The sequence below is a fragment of the Sorangium sp. So ce131 genome, assembly GCF_051519095.1.
Taxonomy (GTDB): Bacteria; Myxococcota_A; Polyangia; order Polyangiales; family Polyangiaceae; genus Sorangium.
The window spans coordinates 4,578,239-4,600,361 of record NZ_CP150455.1 but is presented as its reverse complement, the minus strand read 5'-3'; the positions used below and the strand labels follow the sequence as shown (position 1 = coordinate 4,600,361).

Below are 22,123 nucleotides of genomic sequence, written 5' to 3'. Positions count from 1 at the left end.
CGAGCGTGGCTGCGCCTTCTTACACCCCAAGCACCACGCGGGCGCCGCTTGTAGCTTCGAGCGGCCGCGCGGCGCTCCCCGCAGGAGGCGGTGCCGCATGACTTCGGCGACGGCTGGCGAGCTGGTCAATGGTTTCCAGCATCCGAGGCGCCAGCTCACCAATGCTTCAAGGTGATTGCCCGCTCAGTTCTTCGATCCGTCCGTGCTCCGCCGCTCCTCGCGGAAGTCGTCGGCGGACAGGCCGCAGCGGCGGAGCAGCCGGTAGAAGCTCTCCCGCTCGACGCCCGCGTGGGCGGCGGCCTTCAGCACGTCGCCGCGAAAGCGGCGCATCACGGCCTCCAGGTAGCGTCGGTTCATCTCCTCACGCGACGCGTCGACCGCCTCGCGGTACGAGAGCTGCGCGAGGTCCACGTCGCTCGAGCTCGTGAGCCGGAGCGGGCTCGCCCCCTGCACCTCGGGCGGCAGCGACTCGAGGCGGATCTCGCTCGTCGTCTCGATGACCAGCGCCCGCTCCACGGCGCTCTTGAGCTCGCGCACGTTGCCAGGCCACCGGTACATCTGGAGCGCGCTCATCGCCGCCGCCGAGAACCCGGTCGCGGACGAGCGCGACTGCGGCCCTCGCTCCGCCAGGAACCGCTGCGCCAGGAGCGGGATGTCCTCGGCGCGCTCGCGGAGCGGGGGAAGCTCGACGACGCAGACGTTGAGCCGGAACCACAGGTCCTCGCGGAAGTCGCCGGTCTTCACCATGGCCCGGAGATCGCGGTGCGTCGCGCTGATGAGCCGCACGTCGACCTTGCGCTCGCGCGACTCGCCGATACGCCGCACCGCCCGCTCCTCGAGCACGCGCGTGAGCTTCGCCTGGACCGTCGGCCGGAGCTCGCCGATCTCGTCGAGGAACAGCGTGCTGCCGTGCGCCTCCTCGAAGAGGCCCGCGCGGTCCGTGGCCGCGCCCGTGAACGAGCCGCGCGCGTGGCCGAACAGCTCGCTCTCGATGAGCGAGCGCGGGATGGCCGCGCAGTTGACGGCAATGGGGCGGTGTGACGCGCGGGACGAGTGCTCATGGATGGCGCGCGCCACGAGCTCCTTGCCGGTGCCCGTCTCGCCCAGGATGAGCACGGTCGCGTCCGTCGGCGCCACGCGCTCGATGAGCTGGTAGAGCGCCCGCATCGCGGGCGAGCGCCCCGTCATGCCCGCGAAGCCCCGCGCTTCCGGCGCGTCCTGCCCGCCCATCAGCACCGTGGCCTGCGCCATGGCCCGCTCGACCAGCACGCGCAGCTCGTCCGGGTCGAACGGCTTCGTCACGTAATCGTAGGCGCCCTCGCGCATGGCCTGGACCGCGGTCGGGACGGACGCGTACGCGGTCATCAGGATGAAAGGCACTCCGGGCCAGCGCGCGCGCACCGCGCGGAGGACCTCGAGCCCGTCCCCGTCGTTCATGCGCAGGTCGCAGACGACGGTTGTGACCGGCTCGGTCTCAAGGACCTGGAGCGCCGTCCGCACGCCCCGGGCCGTCAGGACCCTCGCGCTCTTGCCGAGCACCTTGGAGAGCAGCGTCAGCATGTTCGCCTTGTCGTCGACGACGAGCACTGTCGGCTTCATGCGCGCTCCTGGCCCTCCATGGCTTCGTCGATGAGGACGCCCGGCAAGTCGATCACGAACCGGGACCCGCCCCCCGGCCTGGGCTCCGCCCGGATGGTCCCGCCGTGCGCGGTCACCAGACCATAGCAGACGGCGAGGCCGAGGCCGGTTCCGTCGCGTCGGGTCGTGAAGAACGGCTCGAAGAGGCGCTCGCGTGCCTCCTCGGGAATGCCGGCTCCCCGGTCCAGGACCTCGACCCGGTAGCCATCGTCCTGTCGCCTTCCGCGCACGAGGATCTCATCACCTCCCGAGGTTCCAGCGGTCGCCTCGCGCGCGTTGGTCACGAGGTTGACGATGACCTGCCGGATGCGGAGCGGATCCACGTTGATGAAGGCCGGCTCGGCGTCCACGAGCAGGGGCTGGTCGCGCCGCCCCGGCCCGCCGTCGCAGTGCGATGCCGCGTCCCTGAGGAGCTCCTCGGCCTGCACAGCGCGCGGGGAGAGGACCGGCGAGCGCGCGTACATGAGCAGCTCCTCGGCGATCCGCTGGCAGGCCGCGGCCTCCTCGTCGAGGATCGAGAGCTCCTCGCGGAGGGAGGGCGTCTCTGCCTCCTTCACCATCGTCTTCACGTAGCCGCGGATCACGGCGATGGGGTTGTTGATCTCGTGCGCCACGCCCGCGGCGACGCGGCCGATCGCCGCCAGCCGCTCCGAGGCGACCAGGTCGGCCTCGGTGCGCGACAGTGCGTCCAGCATGCGGTTGAATGCGTCGGCCACCGCCGCGAGCTCCACGGCTGCGACCGGCTCGACACGGGCGCTGCGATCTCCCGCGGTGACGCGCCCGGCGACGCGCTCGAGCGAGGCGAGCGGGGTGGAGAAGGAGCGCCAGAGCTTGCGCCCAGCGATCAAGGCGAGCGCCGCGGCGAGCGCGCAGACGGCCGTCGCGAGGATCAAGGCGAACCGGATGAACTGCTCAGCCCGGCGCTCCGCGGCCAAGGCGCGCTCGTCGAAGTGACGCGCCAGGCTGTCCGCATGCTCCGTCATCCGGTCGACGAGCGCGTTGGCGCGGTCGTGCGCGTGGTGGACCTCGTGCCAGTCCTGCCGATCGATGGCGGGGAGGATGGCCGTGGAGAAGAGCTGGCTGAGCTCGCGGCTCGCCTTCCCGATGTCGTCGAGCTTCGTGGCCGCCTCGGCGTCGAGGCCGGGCCGTAGTTCGGCGAGCTTCGCGCCGAGCTCGTTCACCCAGGCGTCGTGGTGCTCGACGTGCGAGCGGTCGCGCAGGATGATCGTGTGCGCCTCGTGGATGTACTGCTCGCGCGCGGTGACGCTGAGCAGCGCCGCCCGGCGCGAGGCCACCTCGAGGTCGTGGGCCTCCAGGATCGCGCGACGGGACGCGAGGCCGGTGAGCACGGTGGCAATGCCGCTCACGACGACCAAGGCGACGAGGAGGCTGATGACCAGGAGCAGCCGGCGGCGGAGCCGGTAGAGGCGCTGCGAAGCGGGAGGCGGAGCCATGGACGGGGGCATTCTCGCAAGGCGCGTACCGAGGCCGCAAATGGGGTGCGGAGCCGCCGATCAGGCCCGACCGGCGTGGTTCCCGACCCGGTGGAGGGACGGTCTGTGACCGACGCGGTCACAAGATCGTGACCGCCTCGGTCACCGCGAGGACCTGACGCCGCGCAGAAGCCCGGGCTTCCGGCGTGCGGCGGCTTGGCGCGCTCATTGCCCAGGGTCCTGCTCTCCAGGGCAAGAAGCTCGGTTCCAGGAAAACACGATGCGCCAAATCCTTCTCTCGCTGCTCGTCTCGATCCCGCTTGTGGCCTGCTCCACGAAAGAGACACCTGGCCACGACCACGGAAAGGCCGCCGCGACACAGACTCCCGCCGCGGTGCCGTCCCCCACGCCGATGCCCCACGACCATGCCGCGAGCACGGCGGGCGCGCGCCCTCACGCGGATCACAACCCCCGTCACGGCGGCCTGGTCACCATGGAGGGCGACAACCACGTCGAGGTCGTCGTCGGAGCCGACGGCGCCATCGACCTCTACGCCAGCGACGCGCTGAGGACGCCGATCCCGCCGAAGGATGTCACCGGCACCATCACGATCGAGCCCAAGGGCAAAGGCGAGAAGCAGACCCTGACGCTCGCGCCAAACGAGGCGAAGGGCTCGCTCTCGGCCAAGGGCCCGGCGCCGGACAAGGCGGATTACACGTGGGACCTGAAGGTCCGCGGCGCGCCGATGAAGATGACGCTCACGGTGCCGCCCGGGGGAACGGCGTCCCTCGTCGACGCGCCGGCCGACCACCCGGCCGGCGACCACGCCCACGGCTCGCCCCATGGCGGCGTCGTCCAGTCGGTCCCGGGCGGCCACGTCGAGGTGAAGCTCGAGAAGAGCGGCGACATCACGGTGTGGATGCTGGACGCGGCCGAGAAGCCTCGCTCCGCGAAGGGGGTCAAGGCGAGCCTCCGTCCCGTCGTCGCGGGGGCGAAGGAGGTAGAGCTCGCCTACGACGAGAAAGCCGACGTGCTCCGGGGCAAGATCGACCCGGTCAAGCAGGATCACGTGGACGGGGTGCTCAGCATCACGCCGGCCGGGGGAACGGCGACCTCGCTACGGTTCGCGTTTCACCTCGAGGGCCCTGCGGGGGCGGGGGCGGGCCACGACGGCCACAAGGGACACGAGGGCCACACGGGACACGAGGGGCACTGAGATGGCGACCGGGCGCCCGCACCGAGGCCGGCGCGCGATGACCGCGGCCGTGGCTGCCGCGCTGACGCTCGTGCCCGCGTCGTGGGCCCACGGCGAGACGCTGACGTGGGCCCAGGTGAAGGCGCGCGCCGCCGCGCGGTCCCCCGCGGCCGCGGAGGCCAGGGCGCGCCGCCTACCTGAAAGCCCGCGCGGAGCTGTCCCGCGCGCTTGGAGAAGAACCATGATGCACAAGAAGCACCTCGCCTGTGCCGTGGCGCTCGCGATCGTTGCGTCGGTCCCGCGCGCCTCCGCGCACGGCGGCGAGGATCATGCGGCGCCTGCCGCGCCGAGCGCCGCGAGCACCGGGACAGAGCACGTCGTGTCCGGGGAAACGGCGGTGTTCTCGGTCGTCATCAAGTACCCGGCCAAAAAGGCGGAGGGACCGCTTCCCGTGCGCGTCTACGTCGCCCGGGCCGACTCCAGCGCGCCGGTGGAGGGCGCGCATGTCCGGCTCGAGCTGAACGGGGGGCTGACGTTCGCCGCGGACGCGGGGAAAACGGCGGCCGCCGGTGTCTATGAGGTCGCGCTCCCGGCGGCCCCGGAAGGAGCGACGGCCAACGGGGTCGTGTCGGTCGAGGCCGGGGACGACTTCGATCTCGTGCTCGTCGGGGACCTGCGCTTCGGCGCCATCCAACCCGGCGCAGCGCAGGCCGGGATGACGCCGGGCCGGGAGGTGCCCCTCGGCGGTCTGGTTGCGGCCGCGGGAGCGCTCGTCGTGCTCAGCGGCGGGATCGGATATGCGCTCGGGCGGCGCTCGCGGCGGAAGCCGCCTGCACCGACCCTTCGCCCCGAGGATCGTTCCGCGCTCCCGCAGGTGGCCTCGTGAGCCGCGCCCGTCCGCCCATAGTCAGCGCCATCACCGCCGCGCTCGCCATCGCGTCAGCCATCGCGATGACTGGCATCGAGGAGCGCGCCGACGCGCACGGTGGCGAGGACCACAGCGCGCCCGCGAAGCCCGCAGCCAGCGCCGCGGCGGACCCGAACGTGGCCCGGGTGCCGATCGAGACCCAGTTCCTGCTCGGGCTGCGCACCGAGCGCGCGAAGCGCGGCGCGCTGGCCACGAGCCTCGGGCAGTTCGGCACCGTGGTCGCGCGCCCCGCGGGCGAGCTGGCCGTCGTGGCTCCGACGTCCGGCCGCCTCTTCCCGCCCGAAGGCGGGTTCCTCCGGCTCGGCGACGAGGTGAAGAAGGGCCAGCTCCTCGGGACACTCCGGCCGAGCCTGGGCGGCGCGGAGAGCGCGCAGCTCGGGTTGTCCCGCAGCGACGCCGCGTCCCGGGTCGCCGCCGCCGAGGCGCGGCTCGGCCTGGCCGAGCGCGAGCTCGCGCGACGCCGCGAGCTCAAGGGCATCGTCGCCGAGAAGGACATCCAAGCCGCCGAGGCCGAAGCGGAGATCGCCCGGGCAGACGTCGCCCGCGCCCGGGCGGACGTCGGGGTGCTCGCGGGTGGGTCGGGTGCACAGAAGCTCAGCGCGACGATCGACGGGACGGTGGTCTCCGGCCGGGTGAGCCCGGGCGCCCAGGTTCCGGAGGGGACCGAGCTCTGGCGCATCGTCGATCTCGCGACGCTCTGGGTTGACGTGCGCGTGCCGGAGGCGGACGCGGCGCGGCTCGCAGGCGATCGCGCCGAGGTGACGCTCGTCACGGATCCAGCGGTGCGCTTCGAGGCGAGGCGCCTCGCCGTCGCGTCGCTCGTCGACCCGGCGACCCGCACCGTTCAGGCGCTCTTCGAGTTCGACAACGAGGACCGGCGCGCGCGGGTCGGCGCGCTGGCCAACGTCAGCATGGCCGGGAGCGCGCCCGTCGAGAGCGTCGTGGTCCCGGCGTCGGCGCTGCTCGATCGCAGCGGCGCGCCCACGGTCGTCGTGAAGACCGGCCCCGAGACATTCGAGCTGCGCGCGGTCGCGATCGGGCCGAAATCCGCCGGCGCGGTGGGGATCACGGCGGGCGTGACGGCGGGAGAGCGCGTGGTCGTCGATGGCGCCATGGCCGTCCTCCTCGCCGCCGGGGGCTAGCAGAGACCATGTTCGACTGCCTGATCCGCTTCTCCCTCAGAAACCGGCTCTTCGTCATCGCCGCGGCGGCGCTGGTGCTCGTCTACGGGACGTACTCGCTCCTGAAGCTCCCGATCGACGTGTTCCCTGACCTGAACCGGCCGACGGTCACCCTCATGACCGAGGCGCCCGGGCTGGCGCCCGAGGAGGTGGAGACGCTGGTCACGGTGCCCCTCGAGCGGGTGATGAACGGCGCGCCCGGCGTCGAGCGCGTGCGCTCCACCTCGGGCGTCGGCCTCAGCGTCGTTTACGTCGAGTTCGACTGGTCCACGGACATCTACCGCGACCGACAGCTCGTCGCCGAGCGCCTCTCCACGGTGAAGGAGCAGCTCCCGGAAGGCATCACGGCGCAGATGGGGCCCGTCGCCTCGATCATGGGGGAGATCCTGCTGATCGGGGTGCAGGGCGAAGGGGTCTCGCCCATGACCCTCCGGACCCAGGCCGACTGGGTGATCCGGCCGCGGCTGCTCACCATCCCGGGGGTCGCGCAGGTGATCCCGATCGGCGGCGAGGTCCGGCAGATCCAGGTCACGGTCGATCCGGCCAAGCTCGCGGCGGTGTCGCTCGACGAGATCTCGCGCGCCCTCGCGGGCGCGAACGCGAACGCCACCGGGGGGTACGTCGACCGGCGGGGACTGGAGTTCCTCGTCCGCACGCTCGGCCGCGCCCGGACCGAAGCGGACATCGCCGCGACCGTCATCGCCATGCGGAACGGGACGCCGGTGACCCTGGCGCAGGTCGCCACGGTGCAAGAGGCCGCGCGCATCAAGCGCGGCGACGGGTCGATCGACGGCAGGCCCGCCGTGATCCTCTCGGTGCAGAAGCAGCCGGGCGCCGACACGGTGGCGCTCACCGGCAGCATCGACAAGGCCGTGGCCGAGCTGCAGAAGTCGATGCCCGCGGGCGTCACCATCAACCCGCACCTCTTCCGGCAGGCGACCTTCATCCAGAGCGCGGTCCACAACGTGGTCGAGGCGCTGCGCGACGGCGCGATCCTGGTCACGATCGTCCTCTTCCTGTTCCTGCTCAACTTCCGCACGACCGCGATCACGCTGACCGCCATCCCGCTCTCGTTCATCGTGAGCGCGCTCGTGTTCCGGGCCTTCGACCTGTCGGTCAACACGATGACGCTGGGCGGGCTCGCGGTGGCGATCGGCGAGCTCGTCGACGACGCCATCGTCGACGTGGAGAACGTGTTCCGGCGCCTGCGCGAGAACAGGGCCCTCGCCTCCCCGCGGCCGGCGATCGACGTCATCCGCGACGCGTCGAGCGAGGTCCGCGGCTCGATCGTCTTCGCGACGATCCTCGTGGTCCTCGTCTTCGTCCCCCTGTTCGCCATGAGCGGCATCGAGGGGCGGCTCTTCGCGCCGCTCGGGATCGCCTACATCGTGTCGATCCTCGCGTCGCTGGTTGTATCCCTGACGGTCACACCCGCGCTCTGCTCGTATCTCCTGCCGTCCATGAAGCGGATGAGCCACGAGGACGGCTGGCTGGTGCGCAAGCTCAAGGCCGCGGACCGGCGCGTGCTCGGGGTGTCGCTGCGGCACCCCGGGGCCGTCATGGCGGCCGCGGGCGCGCTGGTCCTCGCCGCCGCGGCGGCGGTGCCGTTCCTCGGGGGCGAGTTCCTGCCGCCGTTCAACGAGGGGACGCTCACGATCAACGCGATCGCCAGGCCGGGCACCTCGCTCGCGGAATCGAGCCGGCTGGGCACCCTCGCCGAGCAGCTGATCCACGAGGTCCCCGAGGTCGTCTCGACGGGGCGGCGGACCGGCCGGGCCGAGCTCGACGAACACGCGGAGGGCGTTCACTACTCGGAGATCGACGTCGATCTCCGGGCGTCCGAGCGGGAGCGGGAGGTGATCCTCGGCGACATCCGCGACCAGCTCGACAAGATCCCCGGCGTGGCGGTCAACGTGGGGCAGCCGATCTCGCACCGGCTCGATCACCTCCTCTCGGGGGTGCGCGCGCAGGTCGCGGTGAAGATCTTCGGCGAGGACCTTGGCGAGCTGCGGCGGCTCGGGAGGGCGGCACGCGACGCCATGCAAGGGGTCGCGGGGGTGAAGGACCTCCAGGTCGAGCAGCAGGTGCTCATCCCGCAGATCGCCATCAAGGTGAACCGCGAGCGCGCGGCGCAGCTCGGCGTCAACGCGGGGGAGCTCTCGGAGCTGCTCGAGCTCGCCCTCGCGGGGAGCACGGTCACGCAGATCCTGGAGGGGCAGCGGACCATCGATGTGGTGCTGCGGTACCCGCCGGAGCTCCGCGAGGACATCGACGTCCTTCGGCGCACGCTGATCGATACGCCCGGCGGCGCGAAGGTGCCGCTGTCCGACCTCGCCGACGTGACGGAGAGCATGGGGCCGAACCAGATCAGCCGCGACGATACGCAGCGGCGGATCGTGGTCTCGGCGAACGTGGCGGGGCGCGACCTGGCGCAAGTTGTGAGCAATATCCAGCGCGCCGTGGACGCCATCCCGAAGCCGCCGGGCTACTACGCGACGTATGGCGGGCAGTTCGAGAGCCAGCGGTCGGCGTCGCGGCTGATCGGGTGGCTCTCCATCGCGAGCCTCGCCGGGATGCTGGTGGTCCTGTACTCGCAGTTCCGCTCGTGGACGGTGGCGCTCCAGATCCTCTTGAACATCCCGCTGGCGCTGGTCGGCTCCGTGCTCGCCGTCGTTCTGACCGGCGGGGTCCTCTCGGTCGCGACCCTGGTCGGATTCATCACGCTGTGCGGCATCGCCTCGCGCAACGGGATCATGATGATCTCGCACTACATCCACCTGATGAAGGAAGAGGGCGAGTCGTTCGGTGAGGCGATGATCGTCCGCGGCTCGCTGGAACGCCTCGTCCCGGTGCTGATGACGGCGCTCACCGCCGCCCTAGCGCTCGTGCCGATCGCGCTGTCCAAGGGCCAGCCGGGCAAGGAGATCCTGCAGCCCGTCGCGGTCGTCATCCTCGGCGGCCTGCTCTCGTCGACGCTGCTCGACATCGTCGTCACGCCGGCGGTGTTCCTGAAGTTCGGCCGCAGCTCCGCTGAGCGCCTCGCGCGCGCCCGGGAGGACGCGGGCGGCGCCCAGGCCGACCTGGCCGGCGCTGCGCCGCGTGAATGCGGCAGTGTCGCCAGGGAGCGCGAGGCCTGCGCCGGAGGGCCTTGAGGCGCTCGCGTCGCGTAGCGGTGGAAGAATCACCGCGAACAACGCGGCCGTGCGGCTCTTCCGTGCCCGCGAGGCCCTGCGCAAGCAGGTGGCCGCGTCGTGCGGGACGTGCGCCGACCACGGGTGCCTCGACTGCTCGTGCGGCGTGCCGCCGGCGACGCGGACTGCTGCGACGGCTTCGAGTGCGCGGGGGGCCGCTGCGTGGTGGCGCCGGGCGGACCCTGCGGCGACGGCTTCGACTGCCCGGCCCCGATGACGTGCGTCGCTGGACGCTGCTGCCAGGACCGGTTGACGACGTGCACGCTCGACGTCCAGTGCTGCAGCGGCCGCTGCCACCTGAACCAGTGCCAGTAACGGGCGGCCGGCGCCGCGCCCCAGCCCCGCGCCGCGGCCCGGATCACCGGGTTACCGCGGCGCCGATCGCGTCGCGGCACCGCGCGACGTCCTCCCAGACCGCCGGAGGGCCTCGCCCGTGAAGGAGCGGTCTCTGACGACACGTCGCGGCGCGCCGGCGCGCGCTCCGGCCGCAAAACTTCATCTCAAGCGGTATTTGTCTCCGTGGTGAGCCGGTTCGAGGGCGAGCCGCTACTGCGTGGCGGGCGATCCACCGGCGCTTGTCTTCCCTCTCTCCTTCGTCATCGGCCCGCCGCCGGGGGCGGCGCGCCCGAGCCCGGCGGGCGAGGTCCGACATGAGCACAGGAGCCGGTCAGCGACCCGCGCCCGAGACGGAGCAGGAAGGGAGAAGAGCATGAATCCCCGGAATCCGGTGTCACGAAGGACGGTCCTGTCCATCCTGGCCGCAGCCCCCATGGCCGCCGGCTGCGCCCGCGGCGAGGGCGAGGCCGAGCGCGCCGACGCGAAGCCGGCGTCGGCCACGGACACCGCGGCGCGGGCGCCGAAGAAGCTGTCCGAGATCGTGGTCGGCTTCTCGCAGACCGGCGCCGAGAGCTCCTGGAGGATCGCGCACGGCAAGTCCATCCAGGAGGAAGCGGAGAAGCGCCACATCCAGCTGCTCTTCGCGGACGGCCAGAACGTGCACAACAACCAGGTCAACGCCGTCAACGGGTTCATCACCAAGGGCGTCGATATCCTCGTGATCGCGCCGCAGGAGTCCCTGGGCTGGAAGCCCACGCTGAAGGAGGCCAAACGCGCGGGGATCCCGGTCGTGCTGACGAGCCGGGGCGTGGACGCCGAGGAGGATCTCTACACGACGGTGCTGGTCGCCGACTTCGTCTGGGAGGGGCGCCTGGCAGGCGAGTGGCTCGCGGAGCGGACGAAAGGCAACGCGCGCATCGTCGAGCTCGTGGGGACGCCGGCGGCGGACGTGGCGACGATGCGCAAGGCCGGCTTCGCCGAGGCCATCGCGAAGCACCCGGACATGAAGATCATCGCGAGCCAGAGCGGCGACTTCACGCGCACCAAGGGCAAAGCGGTGATGGAGACGCTGCTCTCGGCCCACAAGGGAGAGATCAACGCCGTCTACGCTCACAACGACGACATGGCGCTCGGGGCGATCCAGGCGATCGAGGCGGCAGGACTGAAGCCCGGGCAGGATATCCTGGTGGTGTCGGTCGACGCCGTGAAGCCGGCGTTCGAGGCCATGACACAAGGCAAGCTGAACGCGACGGTGGAGTGCAACCCCATGCACGGCCCCCTGCTCTTCGATACCATCGAGAAGATCGTGCGCGGCGAGAAGGTGCCGAAGCGGACGATCGTCCCCGGCAGGCTCTTCGAGCGCGAGCAGGCAGCCGCGCTCATCGACGCGCGACCTTACTGAGCAGGCGTCGGTGCCAGCACGCTGCAGCCGCGGCGCCGACGCCGTCTTCTCATGAGCTCCCACGATGATCATGAGCTCCCACGATGAGCGGCCCTCACCCACGGAGTAGCGACCGCATGCCTGGTTCGGGCGTATTGCTCTCCGTCGAGGGCCTCGGCAAGTCCTTCCCTGGCGTCCGCGCCCTGCATGACGTGCACCTCCAGGCGCACGCGGGCGAGATCCAGGCGCTGATGGGGGAGAACGGGGCCGGCAAGTCGACGCTGATCAAGCTGCTGACCGGCGTCTATGCGCCCGACGCCGGGACCCTGCGCCTCGGAGGGGAGGTCATCCGGCCGACCTCTCCCGCCCGCGCAGAGGCGCTGGGGATCAGCACGGTCCACCAGGAGATCAGCCTGATCCCGCACCTCTCCATCGCGGACAACATCATGCTGGGCCGTCAGCCGCGGCGCTTCGGTCTCATCGACCAGCGCGCCGTCCGCGCGAAGGCTCGCCAGGCCCTCGCGCGCCTTTCGCTGGACCTGGATGTGACGCGCGCGGTCGCATCGCTGCCCACGGCGCTCCAGCAGATGGTGGCGATCGCCCGCGCGCTCGCGGTGGATGCCCGGATCCTGATCCTGGATGAACCCACATCCAGCCTGGATGAAGCGGAGACCCACCGGCTGTTCGACGTGATGAGGAAGCTCAGGGCGCAGGGGCTGGCGATACTCTTCGTGACCCACTTCCTGGATCAGGTCTACGCCGTCAGCGATCGGATCACGGTGCTCAGGAACGGCTGCCTGGTCGGGCAGTACGCGAGCAGCGAGCTGCCTCGCCTGGCGCTCGTCCAGGCGATGCTGGGCGTGGAGCTCGGCGCACCGGAGAGGCCCGCGCTGCGCAGCGCTGGCCGCCTCGGGGAGGCGAGCGCCGCGGAGCCGGTGCTCGCCGCGCGCGGCCTCGAGCGAAAGGGGGTGGTCGGGCCGATCGATCTCGCGCTGGGCCCTGGCGAGGTGGTGGGCCTTGCGGGGCTGCTCGGCTCCGGTCGAAGCGAGACCGCGAGGATGCTGTTCGGGATCGAGCCCGCCGATCGCGGTGAGCTCACGGTGGACCGCCGCGAGCTCGAGCTCAGGACGCCGCGGGACGCGATCCGGGCGGGGCTCTCGTACTGCTCGGAAGACCGCAAGGTGGATGGCATCGTCCCGAACCTCTCGGTGCGAGAGAACCTCATCCTGGCCCTGCAGGCCTCCCGGGGCGCGCTGCGTGTGCTCCCGCGCCACGAGCAGGATCGCCTGGTCCAGCACTACATCAAGGCCCTGAGCATCAAGACGCCGTCCCCGGAGACGCCCATCAAGCTGCTGTCGGGCGGCAATCAGCAGAAGGTGCTCCTGGCGCGCTGGATGGCCATGCAGCCGCGCGTGATGCTCCTCGACGAGCCCACGCGCGGCGTGGACATCGGCGCCAAGCTGGAGATCGAGGGGCTCGTGAGGTCGCTCAGCGAGAAGGGGGTCGCCACGCTCCTGATCTCCTCGGAGCTCGAGGAGATCGCGCGCAACTGCACCAGGGTGGTGGTCTTGAGAGACCGCAAGCAAGAGAGCGAGCTCGCGGGAGGGTCGGTGACCCCAACGTCGATCATCCAGGCCATCGCCGGCCGCGACGAGGCGCCGCCCGATGCTCGATAAGGTCTCTGAAGCGCTGCGCACCAACGCGAGCCTCACGGGCGTCGGGATCCTCCTCCTCGCCGGCGGCGCCGGCGCCCTGCTGCTCAGGCAGAGGCGCCGCGAGGCCTGGCCCCTGCTCGGCCTGCTGGCGCTCCTCGTGTTCAACTTCGTCCTGTCGAAGAACTTCTTCTCGATCGTCGAGCGCGACGGGGCGTACTACGGGACACCCATCAACCTGCTCAACCAGGGCTCGGAGGTGATGCTCCTCGCCATCGGCATGACCCTGGTGATCGCCGTCAGGGGCATCGATCTGTCGGTCAGCTCGGTGATGGCGCTGTCGGGCGCCGTCTGCGTGACGCTGATGAAGGATCTCCACCACCCGCCGATCTTGGCGGCGCTTCTGTCCCTGGTCGTCGCGGGCAGCGTGGGCGCGTTCAACGGCGCGCTCATCACGCTGCTGAACATCCAGCCCATCATCGTGACGTTGATCAGCATGGTCGCCGTCCGCGGCGTCGCCATGCTCATCACGCGCGCGCAGCCCGTGACGCACGTGGACGCGACGTTCGCGTTCATCGGCAACGGTCACCTGGGCGGCTTGCCGTTCTCCATGGTGCTCGTGGCCGTCGTGTTCGTCGTCGCCGCGCTGCTCTGCCGGAAGACGGCGCTCGGCCTGTTCATCGCGGCGATCGGCGACAACGAGCGGGCCAGCCGCCTGGCAGGCGTGGGTGACCGCCGCGTCAAGCTCTGGATCTACGCGTTCTCTGGCCTGTGCGCCGGCATCGCCGGGCTCGTCGCCGCGTCGTACATCTCCACGGCCGACCCCGACCGCGTGGGCCGCCTGCGGGAGCTCGACGCCATCTTCGCCGTGGTGATCGGCGGCACGGCGCTGACCGGCGGGCGCTTCCACCTGGGCGGCACGCTGGTAGGCGCCCTGCTCATCCAGACGCTCTCCATCACGATGTACAGCCAGCACGTCCTCTCGGAGATCGAGCCGATGCCCAAGGCCGTCGTGATGCTGATGAGCTGCCTGCTCGTCTCCGAGGAGCCGCGACGGCGGCTCGTCTCGCTGTTCGGGGTCAAGCGATGGCGATAACATTGCGCAGCTGGGATCGGCGGCACCTGCCGCTCGTCGTGACCGCGGTTCTCCTGCTGGCGCTCTACTCGGGCGCGCTGGCGTTCTACGATTCGACGCGCAGCCTGCGTTTCTTGATCGATCTGATCAAGGGCAACGCGGCGATGGGCATCTGCGCGGTCGGGATGACCTTCGTCATCCTGTCGGGGGGCATCGATCTCTCGGTTGGATCCGTCGTCGCGCTCACGACGGTCCTCGTGGGCACGCTGGTGGCGGGCGGCTACCATCCGCTTCTGGCTTTCTGTGTCGGCCTCGCGGTGTCGCTCCTGCTCGGCGCCGTGACGGGGTTCCTGATCCACGAATTTTCTTTGCCCCCGTTCCTGGTTACGCTGGCGGGCATGTTCTTCGCGCGCGGCGCGGCGTTCGTCGTCAGCATGCAGCCCGTCAGCATCGATCATCCCACGTTCGACTGGATCGTCGATGAGCTCGGCTTCGCGCTGCTGATCCCGGGCCTCGGCCGGACCTGGGTCGCCGCGACGGCCCTGCTGTTCCTGAGCGTCCTCGTGGTCGGGGTGATCCTGCAAAGGAGCACGAGCTTCGGTCGGAACGTCCTGGCCATCGGCGGGGACAGGCAGGCTGCTCTGCTCATGGGCGTGCCGCTCGGCGCCACGACCGTGTGTCTGTATGCGCTGAGCGGCCTGTGCGCGGGCCTCGGCGGGATCGCGACGGCGCTGATCGACAGCGCCGGGAAGCCGAACATCGGCGCCGGCCTGGAGCTCGAGGCCATCGCCTCGGTCGTCATCGGCGGCACGCTGCTGACCGGCGGCGTCGGCAGCGTCGTCGGCACCCTGATGGGCGTGATGATCACGGGCATCGTGCGGGCGGTGCTCAACCTGGACGGGCGGCTGCCGTCCCCCTGGCACCACATCACCCTCGGGCTGTTGCTCCTGGGCTTCATCGTCATGCAGCAGGTCCTGATCCGCTCGGCCCCGCGCAGCCCTTGAGCAGCCCGGTCCGACGACGTGCAGCTTCAGAGATGACCCCGGAGAGCGAGGAGCGAACAAGTGAGTGAGACAAAGACAATCCTGGTCACGGGCGCGGCGGGCAAGGTCGGCCAGGCCTTCATCCGCAGGTTCCTGCTGGATCCCAGGTTCGAGGCCTGGAAGGTCCGCGCGTTGTGCCATAACCGCATGCTGGAGCGGACGGCGCGCCTCGAGGTGGTGCGCGGGTCGATCGAGCACCGCGACGTCGCCAGCGAGGCCGTGGAGGGCGTGAGCCACGTGCTGCACCTCGCGACCAGCAAAGAGACCCCCGAGAGCATCATGGACGTGGCCATCAAAGGCATGTTCTGGCTGCTCGAGGCCTGCCGCGTCAGCCCTGCGTTCAAGCAGTTCCTCTTGGTCGGGGGCGACGCCGGGATGGGTCACTTCTTCTATCCGCACCCCATCCCCGTCACCGAGACCCAGAAGCACAGCGCGTACCCGGGTTGTTACGCGCTGTCCAAGGTGCTCGAGGAGGTCATGCTCGAGCAGTACACCATTCAATATCAGCTGAACGGATGCTGCCTGCGCGCGCCGTGGATCATGGAGAAGGACGACTTCAAGGCGCAGCTGTCGTTCGGCGACGATGTGTTCGGAGGGCCGAGGTGGCGCGATCTGGTCGGGGCTGAGGCGGCGGACGGCTACGTCCGCTCGGGCGCGGTCCCTGTGATGCTCGACCCTGACGGCGAGCCGGTGAAGCGCAACTTCGTGCACGTGGAGGATCTCGTCGACGCGATCCTCCTGGCCATCGACAGCGAGAGAGCTCGCCAGCAGACCTTCAACGTCTGCATGGATGAGCCGGTGGACTACGGCGAGCTGGCCGCTTACCTGGAGTCGACCCGGGGCCTGCCGAGCGTGAAGGTGAAGACGCCGTTCCGCTCGACGTGGCTGGACAACACGAAGGCCAAGTTCCTGCTCGGCTGGCGGCCGAAGTACGACCTGGCGCGGCTCACCGATGCCGCCTTCGACTACGCGCGCGCGCCCGATGATCCGCGCGTCACGTGGTACCCCGGTTGATGGGCCTCGCGGCCGGACCGAGGCGTCCCCGGGGGGCCAGTCGGGAGGCTGACCAGCGCGGCGCCGGGAATGCTGGCGCCGCCCGCACACGGGCGCGGCGCGCAGGCTCACGCTCCGACAGGAAAACTTCACCTCGGCGCTATTCGCTCTGGTGGTGAGCCGGTTCGAGGGCGATCCGCTACTGCATGGCGGGCGCTCCACTTACGCTTCCTGATCGCTTCGTCCTCCCGATCGGTCCGCCACCACGGGCGGGACGCCCGAGCCCGGCGGCGGCGGGTCGGCGAGGGTGCGCCCGCCGGACGGCAGCACGTCCCGAGCTTTGATTCCTCATTTCCATCGATGGAACGCTGATCCGCCAGGACGATCCCGGTGGTCCTTGCTTGGCCGTAAGCCCCGCTGGGGGGGCCTGCGCGATAATCCTCCGATCCTCTTGTAAAGAAAGCCTGTCGTTCGATGAGAGAACTTCAGCGTGCCCGGAGCGGGCGAGGAGAGACAAAGATGTCCAGGTCCTCACATCACGAGCAGGCGCGTCCGCTCGGAGGCCCTCGGTCGGTCATTCCGATCGTGTTGGCCCTGGCCAGCGCCTGTACGGGAATCGCGGGCGAGCCTGCCGGGGGCTCCGGCGACACGCCGGACGACACGCCGGTCGCCCCGCTCGCCTGCGACGACGGAGCGGTTCACCCGGGGCGCGCGCCGCTGCGGCGGCTGACGCGCTTCGAGTACAACAAGACCGTTCGTTACATCTTCGGCGACACGACGGAGCCAGCCTTCTCGCTGCCGGCCGAGGAGGTCGGGAACGGCTTCGGCAATGACGCGGACGCGCTGTCGGTCGCCAGCCTGCTGGCCGAGCAGTGGGGCACCGTCGCGGAGGGCGTCGCCCAGCGTGCCACCGCGAGCCCGGAGGCGCTCGCGAAGCTCGCGCCGTGCGCGAGCGGCGTGCAGATCGACGGCGAGGACGCGTGCGCGCGCACGATCGTCGAGAGGATCGCGCCGCTCGTTTACCGGAGGCCCCTCGCCGACGGCGAGGCGAACGAGCTCCTCGCGCTGTACACCGTCGGGCGCAAGGACGCGACGTTCGCCACCGGCATCGCGACGGTGATCGAGGCGCTGCTTCAATCGCCGGATTTCCTCTACCGCATCGAGTGGGGCGCGCCCGACCCCGAGCGCCCCGAGCTCCGCCGGCCGACGGGCGACGAGATGGCGACGCGGCTCTCGTACCTGCTCTGGGGCACGATGCCCGACGACCGCCTGCGCGAGGCCGCGCAGGCAGGCGAGCTCTCGACGAAGGAGGGCGTACGTGCGCACGCCGAGCGCATGCTCGACGATCCTCAGGCTCGGCCCGTCCTCCGGTTCTTCTTCGACAACCTGCTCCCCATCAGCAACCTCACGGATCTCGAGCGAAAGGCGGAGTCGTTCCCGACCTTCTCTCGCGCGATCGGCGCGCTCATGCGGGAAGAGACGCAGCGATTCCTGGAGCACGAGATCTTCGAGGGGACCGGGACCTGGCCGTCCATCTTGACGGCCCCGTACACGTTCATGAACGGCCCCCTCGCGGCGTTTTACGGCGTCTCCGGCGTGACGGGCGACCAGTTCCAGGAGGTGCAGCTCGACACGACCCAGCGCCTCGGGCTCCTCACCCAGGCGGGGATGATGGCCGGGACGACGCACTCGAACATGACGAACCCCGTGCAACGCGGCTCGTTCGTGGTCCAGAAGCTGATGTGCCGGACGATCCCGCTCCCCACCGGCGCGATCGCGGAGCGGGTGAAGCCGCCGGACCCGTACAGCGGCGCGACGGCGCGGGAGCGCTACAGCAAGCACAGCCAGGACGCGGTCTGCGCGACGTGCCACCGGCAGATGGATCCGATCGGGCTGGCGTTCGAGAACTACGATGCGGTCGGGCTGTTCCGCACCACGGAGAACGACGTCACCATCGACGCGAGCGGCGGGGTGCCGGGCACGGAGGGCACCGTGAACGGGCCGATCGAGCTCGTGCGGAAGCTCGCCGAGACCGAAGAGGTGCAGGACTGCTTCGCGACGCGCTGGGCCGAGTACGGCTACGGCCTCACCCTGCGCGCCGAGGACGAGTGCACCGGGAAGGCCGTCAAGGCCGCCTTCAAGGAGTCCGGGTACAACGTGAAGCAGCTCTTGATCGAGCTCACGCAGACCGACGCTTTCCACTACCTGGCTTCAGGAGAGGAGTGATGGTTATGTCGAAATTTCGTTTGAGTCGACGTGCCATGCTGCGGGGCGCCGGCGCGATCGCCGTCTCCCTCCCCTGGCTGGAGATCATGGGCACCGAACGCGCGGCGCACGCGCAGCCCGCCCCCGCCAAGCGCTTCCTCGCCGTCTACACGCCTGGTGGAACGGTGATGGACCGCTGGCGGCCGACCGGCTCCGAGACGAGCTTCACCCTGGGCCCCATCCTGGCGCCGCTCGCGCCGGTGCAAGATCGGCTGCTCGTCGTCGACGGCCTCGACATGAAGAGCGCGCGCGGCGAGCAGCACCAGAGCGGGATCATCGCCTGGCTCACGGGCACGACCCAGGAGGGCTCCTCGAACAACGGCTATGGGAGCGGGCCGTCCATCGATCAGGTGATCGCCTCCCGGATCTCCGCTGGCCAGAAGGCGAAGGCGAGCATCCAGATCGCGGTGCGCTGGGCGACGGGCAAGTCCCACGGCCTGCTGTCGCCGATGAACGCCGCGAACTTCGAGGACAGCGCGCCGCACCAGCCGATCCCGCCGCGCCTCGATCCGGTGGAGATCTTCACCCACCTCTTCGGCACGCTGAACCCCGGCGACGGCAACGACGCCGCCCGTCGCCTCGAGCGAAAGCAATCGATCCTCGACTTCCTCGACCGGCGCTACGCCACCCTGTCCGCGCGGCTCGGCGCCGCCGACAGGCAGAAGATCGACCAGCACCTGACGAAGATCCGCGAGATCGAGCGGAGCCTCAGCAACGTTCCCGTCGCGACGAGCGCTTGCAAGGTCCCGACGATGGTCGACACGTCCGACTACAACCCGCGCACGGGGCTCAACTCGTCCGACACCGGCTCGATCAAGGACACCTCGACGGACGCGGCGATCCCCAAGGTCGGCAAGCTCTTGACGGACATGCTGGTGATGTCGCTCGCCTGCGACATCACCGCGGTCGGCACCCTGCAGTGGAGCGACACCGAGGCGAAGCACACCTTCCCCTGGCTCAATTTGAGCGAGCACCACCATTTCTACCAGCACGACGGCGGCTTCAGGGCGGCCGAGTGCGAGCGCATCTGCAACTGGTACTCGAAGCAGCACCTCTACCTCCTGGAGGAGATGGCGAAGGTCGACATGGGCGGGCACTCGCTGCTCGACGAGAGCGTCGTCTTCTTCGGCTCCGAGATCTCGGACCCGCCGACGCACAGCAAGACGAACATGCCGTTCCTGCTGGCCGGCGGCGGCGGCGGCCTGCGCACCGGACGCTGGGTCCGTCACCCCGGCGTCCCGCACAACAACCTGCTCGTCTCCATCTTGAATCTGTTCGGCGACACCCGGACCACGTTCGGCGACCCGCGGTACTGCACCGGGCCGCTCCCCAACCTGACATAGCCACCCGAACGAGGCGCGGCACGCCTGCGCCATGGGTCGCCGTTCCTCTGCCTTGACCGGTCGCACCGGCAGCCGCGCCGGCGTCGCAAGACGACGCCGGCGCGCGCTGGGCGACGGGGATCCGGCAGCGGGACGCCAGCTGGTTCGACATCGACGAGACGACGCTCGACGGTCCCAACTTCTATCCCGGCGTCCTCGCCGGACTGGTGTGAAATGAGAATTTCTCTGCTCGTGATCCCTGTGACGATGGTCCTTCTTGCCTGCGGCTCCGAGGCCGACCCGCCCGCGGACGACCAGGCGACCTCCAGCGCGACGGGCGCTGGGGGCTCCGGCGGGGGAGCCGCGACGGGCGCCAGCACGAGCGCCTCCAGCAGCGCGAGCTCCGGCGGGGCCGGCAGCGGCGGGGCCGGCGGGGCCGGCGGAGCCGGCGGCAGCGGCGGCGGCGAGGACCCGCGCGCCGCGGCCGCCAGCATCGACGGCTTTCGCTGGGAGCTGCCGTGCGACCAGGACCCAGGCGACCGTGACGAGTGCTCGACGTCCGCGGAGGTCGACGAGACCAGGACGTTCGGCGGCTCGCCCGACACGACCTACCAGGTGACCGTCCGGCTGCGCGGCGTCGTCGAGCCGATGACGTACCAGGGCGGCACATCCGACGGCATGCACTTCCGCGTCGGCGGTTCGCCCACCAACTCGACGTACAACATCTACAGCGTCGCTGTCTCCGATCCGCCCGAGGTCTACTATCTCAACGACAACCCCAACGTGGGTCACGACACGTTCATCATCGACCACACGAAGACCATCCCGATTCGGGGCGGAGCCACCGTGACTTTCGTCGGCGACGGTCAGAACGGCGTCGAGATCGCCAACTACAAGCACCTCGTCGTGGACGGCATCCCCCCGGCGCCCGAGCCTTTCATCGGTCAGTTCATCCAGCTCGACGTGCTGTCGGTCGACGCGGCGCAGCCCTGACCGTGCGCCGCGCAGGATCGCGCGGAGCTCAACCCGGATGCACCAGGACGCCGCAACAGGTGGTGTTTCCCTCCCCGCAGGTCCCGCCCCGTTCATGGCGAACGGTGGGGTGGATCAACCGCTTCCTTCACCGAGCCATTCGCGGGCGAGCTCGAGTATCCTGCGGTTCTCCGGGACATCCTCGAGGAAGCTCTCCCGATAGGCGGGGTCGGATACCTTCGCGGCGATCGAGAAGATACGGTCGCGGGCCCCCGCGACGGCGGCGCGGGCCTCGTCGTGGCGCCCTGTCGCGACGAGGCTCTCGGCGTGCACCAGCCGGAGGAAAGAGCCGCCTCGGAAGAAGCGGTCGCAGAGCCCCATGGCAGCCTGGCGCGAGAGCCCCTCCTCCGCGGCGGCGAGCGCCTCGCCCGGCCTGCCTGCGCGAGCCTCAGGGCCGCCTTCGTCGCCAGCACGCCTGAGACGTCGGTGGGACACGTCCTGCCCAGCAAGCGGAGGGCGCTGTCGACCTCTCGCTCCGCCTCCTCGAGCGCGCCGGCGCGCCGCAGCACCTCCGCGAACACCCAGCGGCCCCGGCCCTCGTCGAGCGGCAGGCCGCGGGCGCGGCCCAGGGTCAAGGCGAGGTGGTCCGCGTACGCCCGCGCCTCGGCCAGCGCGCCGCGCTCCGCGAGCATCCAGGCCATGACGAACGGCCGGTATGCCGAGACGGGTCCGAACTCGGTATCCGACAACGGCAGCGCTTGGAGGATTCGTTCGGCCTCGTCCGGGGCGCCGAGGCACCAGACGCTGACGGCCGTGACGAGGCTTCCGATGCCTTCCATGCGCCGGTGACCGCACTGCCTGGCCAACTCGCAGCCCCTCTTCGCGTGCTCGAGCATGCCGACGGGATCACTGCCTTGTGCATCTCGTATCGACTTGACCATCAAGAGGATACACATCGCCATCGCGCTTCGATCGCCGGCGGCCACCACCATCGCCTCGAGCTGCGCGTGCAGTGCCTCTGCATCCGTATAGCGCTCCACCAGCTCGAGGATGTGGATGGCCAGCGAGAGAGTAGCCGCCATGGGGTATACTGCATCAGGCGCCACAGCCACGTTCTTGACCAGCGCGGCGCCGTGCACGGGCGGCGGTGACGGCGCGCTGTGACGGCCGCGCGCGGGGCGCCGCACGCCGTCACTCGCGCGGCCACGCCGCCCGCGAGCGCGGCGCCTGGCGGCGGCCTGCGCGATCAGCGACGACGACGTGCTAGCGCTCACGCGCCTGGAGCCGCACGACGTCGCGCTCGCGTCCGCGCCGGCCGCGAGCACCGCACGTCGCGGCGCCATCGGCGGGCGGCCACGAGATCGGCTACGGATCGTCCAATAGGGCTCCGCAGGCCCCGCAGCCTCGACCATCCCGCGGCCCCCGCCACTGCTCGAGGGCTTCGCCGCGGTGGTGTTGCGCAGGTGCGCAGGCGGCTACGCGGCGGGAGTGTTCGCCAACCAACTGGTTGACGAACAC

At 70.5% G+C, this 22,123-nt stretch carries 16 protein-coding genes; 13 read left to right on the top strand and 3 right to left on the bottom strand.

Going from position 1 to position 22,123, the window contains the following annotated elements; translation table 11 throughout:
• Positions 1-183: 183 nt before the first annotated feature.
• Together WMF43_RS16880 and WMF43_RS16875 are read right to left on the bottom strand one after the other, a co-directional pair.
• Positions 184-1,599, bottom strand: a complete 1,416-nt coding sequence (locus WMF43_RS16880) for a sigma-54-dependent transcriptional regulator (RefSeq protein ID WP_437681406.1) — start codon at positions 1,597-1,599, stop codon at positions 184-186.
• Positions 1,596-3,092, bottom strand: coding sequence for a sensor histidine kinase (locus WMF43_RS16875; protein WP_437681405.1), 1,497 nt, complete (start codon positions 3,090-3,092; stop codon positions 1,596-1,598). The genes WMF43_RS16880 and WMF43_RS16875 overlap by 4 nt, the downstream gene beginning before the upstream one ends.
• 259 nt (positions 3,093-3,351) lie before the next feature.
• Here WMF43_RS16875 and WMF43_RS16870 point away from each other — a divergent pair, with 259 nt between their 5' ends.
• The 13 genes from WMF43_RS16870 to WMF43_RS16810 all read left to right on the top strand — a co-directional run bounded on the left by WMF43_RS16870 (position 3,352) and on the right by WMF43_RS16810 (position 20,626).
• Entirely contained in the window at positions 3,352-4,287 is a 936-nt protein-coding gene (locus WMF43_RS16870; protein ID WP_437681404.1) for a hypothetical protein, read from the top strand.
• A 220-nt stretch (positions 4,288-4,507) separates the two neighbouring features.
• Positions 4,508-5,152, top strand: a complete 645-nt coding sequence (locus WMF43_RS16865) for a hypothetical protein (RefSeq protein ID WP_437681403.1) — start codon at positions 4,508-4,510, stop codon at positions 5,150-5,152.
• The gene (locus WMF43_RS16860; protein ID WP_437681402.1) at positions 5,149-6,336 is read left to right on the top strand and encodes an efflux RND transporter periplasmic adaptor subunit; all 1,188 of its coding nucleotides are present in this window, start codon (positions 5,149-5,151) and stop codon (positions 6,334-6,336) included. The genes WMF43_RS16865 and WMF43_RS16860 overlap by 4 nt, the downstream gene beginning before the upstream one ends.
• An 8-nt stretch (positions 6,337-6,344) precedes the next feature.
• On the top strand, positions 6,345-9,527 hold the full coding sequence (locus WMF43_RS16855; protein ID WP_437681401.1) for an efflux RND transporter permease subunit: 3,183 nt from the start codon (positions 6,345-6,347) through the stop codon (positions 9,525-9,527).
• Between the two features lie 123 nt (positions 9,528-9,650).
• Complete coding sequence (locus tag WMF43_RS16850; RefSeq protein WP_437681400.1) at positions 9,651-9,881, top strand: hypothetical protein; 231 nt, start codon at positions 9,651-9,653, stop codon at positions 9,879-9,881.
• A 394-nt stretch (positions 9,882-10,275) separates the two neighbouring features.
• A complete protein-coding gene (locus tag WMF43_RS16845) occupies positions 10,276-11,304 on the top strand; it encodes an ABC transporter substrate-binding protein (RefSeq protein ID WP_437681399.1) in 1,029 nt (342 codons plus the stop codon).
• Between the two features lie 116 nt (positions 11,305-11,420).
• Entirely contained in the window at positions 11,421-12,959 is a 1,539-nt protein-coding gene (locus WMF43_RS16840; RefSeq protein ID WP_437681398.1) for a sugar ABC transporter ATP-binding protein, read from the top strand.
• Positions 12,949-14,031: an ABC transporter permease gene (locus WMF43_RS16835; RefSeq protein ID WP_437681397.1), complete on the top strand. Its 1,083-nt coding sequence runs from the start codon at positions 12,949-12,951 to the stop codon at positions 14,029-14,031. The genes WMF43_RS16840 and WMF43_RS16835 overlap by 11 nt, the downstream gene beginning before the upstream one ends.
• Entirely contained in the window at positions 14,022-15,014 is a 993-nt protein-coding gene (locus WMF43_RS16830) for an ABC transporter permease subunit (protein WP_437681396.1), read from the top strand. The genes WMF43_RS16835 and WMF43_RS16830 overlap by 10 nt, the downstream gene beginning before the upstream one ends.
• 60 nt (positions 15,015-15,074) lie before the next feature.
• Positions 15,075-16,067: an NAD-dependent epimerase/dehydratase family protein gene (locus WMF43_RS16825; protein ID WP_437681395.1), complete on the top strand. Its 993-nt coding sequence runs from the start codon at positions 15,075-15,077 to the stop codon at positions 16,065-16,067.
• Between the two features lie 564 nt (positions 16,068-16,631).
• Positions 16,632-18,272 (top strand): DUF1592 domain-containing protein, encoded by a 1,641-nt coding sequence (locus WMF43_RS16820; protein ID WP_437681394.1) that lies wholly within the window; start codon positions 16,632-16,634, stop codon positions 18,270-18,272.
• Positions 18,273-18,307: 35 nt separating this feature from the next.
• A complete protein-coding gene (locus WMF43_RS16815) occupies positions 18,308-19,654 on the top strand; it encodes a DUF1552 domain-containing protein (protein ID WP_437684022.1) in 1,347 nt (448 codons plus the stop codon).
• A 231-nt stretch (positions 19,655-19,885) separates the two neighbouring features.
• The gene (locus WMF43_RS16810) at positions 19,886-20,626 is read left to right on the top strand and encodes a hypothetical protein (protein ID WP_437681393.1); all 741 of its coding nucleotides are present in this window, start codon (positions 19,886-19,888) and stop codon (positions 20,624-20,626) included.
• Positions 20,627-20,718: 92 nt separating this feature from the next.
• Here WMF43_RS16810 and WMF43_RS16805 read toward each other — a convergent pair whose 3' ends face one another.
• Positions 20,719-21,879, bottom strand: a complete 1,161-nt coding sequence (locus tag WMF43_RS16805; protein WP_437681392.1) for a hypothetical protein — start codon at positions 21,877-21,879, stop codon at positions 20,719-20,721.
• Positions 21,880-22,123: the final 244 nt, after the last annotated feature.